The sequence below is a fragment of the Candidatus Binataceae bacterium genome (assembly GCA_036495685.1).
In the GTDB taxonomy this organism is placed as follows: Bacteria; Desulfobacterota; Binatia; order Binatales; family Binataceae; genus JAFAHS01.
In genome coordinates, this window is sequence record DASXMJ010000174.1 from 1 (window position 1) to 3,909 (window position 3,909).

Annotated in this window: 2 protein-coding genes; both read left to right on the top strand. The window is 56.2% G+C overall.

What is annotated here, in order from left to right:
• Window positions 1–33 precede the first annotated feature (33 nt).
• Window positions 34–3,546 carry an ATP-binding protein gene (locus VGI36_16220; GenBank protein HEY2486694.1) on the top strand — a complete coding sequence of 1,171 codons (3,513 nt, stop codon included), beginning with the start codon at window positions 34–36 and terminating at the stop codon, window positions 3,544–3,546.
• A 79-nt stretch (window positions 3,547–3,625) separates the two neighbouring features.
• On the top strand, window positions 3,626–3,909 hold a 284-nt coding region (locus tag VGI36_16225; protein HEY2486695.1), incomplete at its 3' end, for a response regulator.

Here is a 3,909-nt window from a genome sequence, read left to right on the forward strand (position 1 = left end):
ATCCAGTTTATTCATGCGCTGGTGGAGGAGGCATTGCTTACCTTCGAGCATAGCGGTGCCCGACTTCGCCAAGCACCTGAAGATCGTTGCAATTCCGGTGACGGCTTCGTCGGACAAGGGAGATGGTCTTGGGACCTTAACCGCATTCACGCTAAGGGTTACACCGATAACGTGGTGGACCTCATGATCGGAAAGGTGAATCGCCTGCCCGTCGAAACTCAGAGAGCCCTGCAAGAGTTTGCCTGCCTAGGAAACAGCGCTGAGATCAAAACGCTTTCGGCCGTTTGCGGGATTTCGGAGCTAGAGCTCCACTCGAACTTGTGGGAGGCCGTGCGTCTAGAGTATATTGCACCTTTCGAAGGTTCCTATAATTTCGGCCACGACCGTGTACAGGAAGCGGCCTATTCACTGATCCCGGAACAATTACGCGCTGAGGCCCATCTCCGAATAGGCAGGATACTCCGGGTGCACACCCCTGCAGACGAGCTGGAGGAGAGGATCTTTGAGATCGTCAACCAATTCAACCGGGGCACCGGGCTGATCGTCTCACGAGCCGAACGCGAGGAGCTGGCTGAGCTCAACCTGATCGCAGGCAGGCGCGCTAAAGCTTCTGCGGCCTACGCGTCGGCGCTGAAGTATCTCGTCGCTGGTGCAGCACTGCTTGGAGATGACACATGGGAGCGCCGGTTTGAGCTCATTTTCACACTGGAATTGAACCGGGCCGAATGTGAGTTTTTGACTGGCGAGCTGGCAGCTGCGGAGGAGCGCTTGACTATGCTTTCATCCCGCGCCGCAAACACCGTCGAACTTGCGACAATCGCATGCTTGCGCGCGGATCTGTACACGACCCTCGATCAAAGCGACCGCGCGGTCGCCGTCTGTCTCGAATACCTCCGACATCTAGGCGTCGAATGGGCGCCGCATCCAACAGAAGAGGAAGCACGACGCGAATACGAGCGGATCTGGATAAAACTCGGGAGCCGCGCGATTGAGGAGCTCGTTGAGCTGCCCTTGATGAGCGACCCGGCATCCATCGCGACTCTGGATGTACTGACCAAGGTCTTGTCTCCTGCATTGTTTACGGATCCGAACCTTGCTCCCCTGGCTGTCTGCAGGGCAGTTAACCTCAGCCTCGAGCATGGCAACAGCGACGGTTCCTGCTCCGCCTACGTATGGCTTGGCATGCTGGCTGGTCCGCACTTCGGCAACTACAAAGCTGGATTTCGATTCGGTCGGCTCGGCTATGAACTGGTCGAAAAACCCGGTTTGAATCGGTTCCAAGCAAGCACCACTATGTGTTTCGGAAATCACGTCATGCCATGGACGAAACATGTCCGGGCCGGCCGTGACCTGGTGCGCCGGGCGTTCGAGATCGGGAACAAGACCGGCGATCTCTGTTTTGCGGCGTACAGCTGTAACAACGTGAACACGAATCTCCTTGCGGCGGGAGATCCGCTGGTCGAGGTGCAACGTGAAGCCGAGAAAGGCCTCGCGTTTGCGAAGAGGGTACGCTTCGGCTTCGTGATTGATATCATTAGCGTGCAGGTCGCACTCGTACGGACGCTCCGTGGGCTGAATCCGATATTCGGCTCCCTTGACAATGAGGAATTTGATGAAACTCAACATGAGCGCCACCTGACAACTAACCCGGCCTTGGCGCTTCCCGAGTGCTGGTATTTTGTACGAAAGACGCAGGCGCGCTTCCTTGCCGGCGACTATGATTCTGCCGTCGATGCATCATTGAGGGCGCAACGGCTGCTTTGGACATCACCATCGCTTTTTGAAACGGCGGAGTATCCTTTCTATAGTGCGCTTGCCCGCGCGGCGTGCTGCGATTCCTCCTTCGCTGAAGACTTCGGCGAGCTCAGTCGAGCCGCTTCGGAGGACAAGTCCGCGATTACGAAGAAGGAGCATTTCGAGGCTTTGGCCGCCCATCATAGACAACTCGAAATCTGGGCGGAGAATTGCCCGGAGAATTTCGAGAACCGCGCCGCCCTAGTGGGCGCCGAGATCGCTCGCATCCAAGGCCGCGAGCTCGATGCTGAGCATCTTTACGAACAGGCCATCCGCTCCTCAAACGCTAACGGCTTTGTACACAATGAAGCGCTCGCCAATGAACTTGCGGCCCGGTTCTACATGGCGCGAGGTTTTGAGAAGATCGCATACGCCTACTTGCGAGATGCTCGGTACAATTACGTTCGCTGGGGAGCTGCCGGTAAGGTGCGGCAGCTCGATCATCTATACCCCCAGCTTCGGGTTGAAGAGCCGAGATCTGGCCCCGCCGGCACGATCGAGACGCCGGTGGAACATCTGGACCTCGCGACGGTACTCAAAGTGTCGCAAGCCGTGTCGGGCGAGATCGTACTCGAAAAGCTGATTGACATGTTGATGCGCACCGCGGTTCAGCACGCCGGGGCCGAGCGCGGCGTGTTGCTTCTTCCCCACGGTGACCGGTATCGCATCGAAGCGGAAGCGGCTACTACCGGCGACAGTGTGGTTGTACGTGTTCCAGAAATACCGGCCGCCGCCGCCGCAGTCCCGGATTCACTCGTCCATTATGTAGCGCGGACCCATGAGAGCCTGATAATCGAGGATGCCTCAGCTGAAAATTCGTTTTCCGCTGACCCCTACTTCCGCGAGCGACAGGCTCGTTCGATTCTGTGCTTGCCCCTGATTAACCAGGCCAAGCCTATCGCTGTGCTCTATCTCGAAAATAACTTGGCTCCGCGTATTTTCACTCCGGCACGGATGACAGTGTTGAAACTATTGGCGGCGCAGGCCGCCATCTCGCTAGAGAACACGCGCCTGTACCGCGACCTTGAGAAACGCGAAGCAGCCTTGCAGCAAACACAAGCCGAACTGGCTCATGTCAGCCGATTAACGACCATGGGCGAACTAGCGGCGTCGATTGCTCACGAAGTCAACCAGCCGCTAGTTGGCGTCATAACTAACGCTAGCGCCAGCCTTCGGTATCTGGATTGGGATACACCTAACCTCATCGAAACCAAGGAAGCCACCCGAGCCATCCTTCGCGATGCGAATCGAGCCGCCGATGTCGTCTCACGAATGCGCAGTCTTTTTAAGAGAGCTCGCCCGGCCAAGCAAGCATTCAATGTAAACGAGGCTATTGAAGAAGTTGTACTATTGACCCGTAGCGAAGGGCGGAGAAACCAGGTAGCATTTCAGTTGGAATTAGCCGAGAATTTGCCTTTGGCGATGGCCGACCGAGTGCAAATACAGCAGGTGGTGATGAACCTGATCCTGAACGGTATCCAAGCAATGAGCGCGGTGTCGGACCGTCAGCGTGCGCTAACAATTACAACCCAACGCGGCGAAAGTAATAAGATCCGAGTGGCTGTTCAAGACTGCGGAATCGGCATTGACCCAGGGGATATCGAACGAGTGTTTGCTGCTTTCCACACCACCAAGCCCGACGGTATGGGTATGGGGCTTTCGATCAGTCGTTCAATTGTTGAAAGCCACGGGGGAGAGCTTTGGGCTACTCCGAACGATGGTCCTGGTGTAACCTTTCGATTCAGTCTCTGAAATGTCCGCGGAATCACCTTCGCGCCCATCCGAAGGGATCGTCTATGTAGTAGACGATGATCTCTCGGTTCGAGAGGGTTTGGATCGCCTCCTTCACGCGACCGGATGGAAAGTCGAGACTTTTGCTTCGGCGCAGGAGTTTTTAGCTCACCGAAAAGAAAATATTCCAAGCTGCCTGGTTCTGGATGTAGCTTTACCGGGTCTGAGCGGGCTCGATCTGCAGAAGCGAATTCAGGAGGCAAACCGAGAAATTCCCATCGTTTTTATTACAGGGCACAAAGACGTTCCAACATCCGTTCGTGCTATGAAGGCCGGCGCGGTCGAGTTTCTCGTGAAGCCGTTCTCTGAGGAGGATCTATTGGA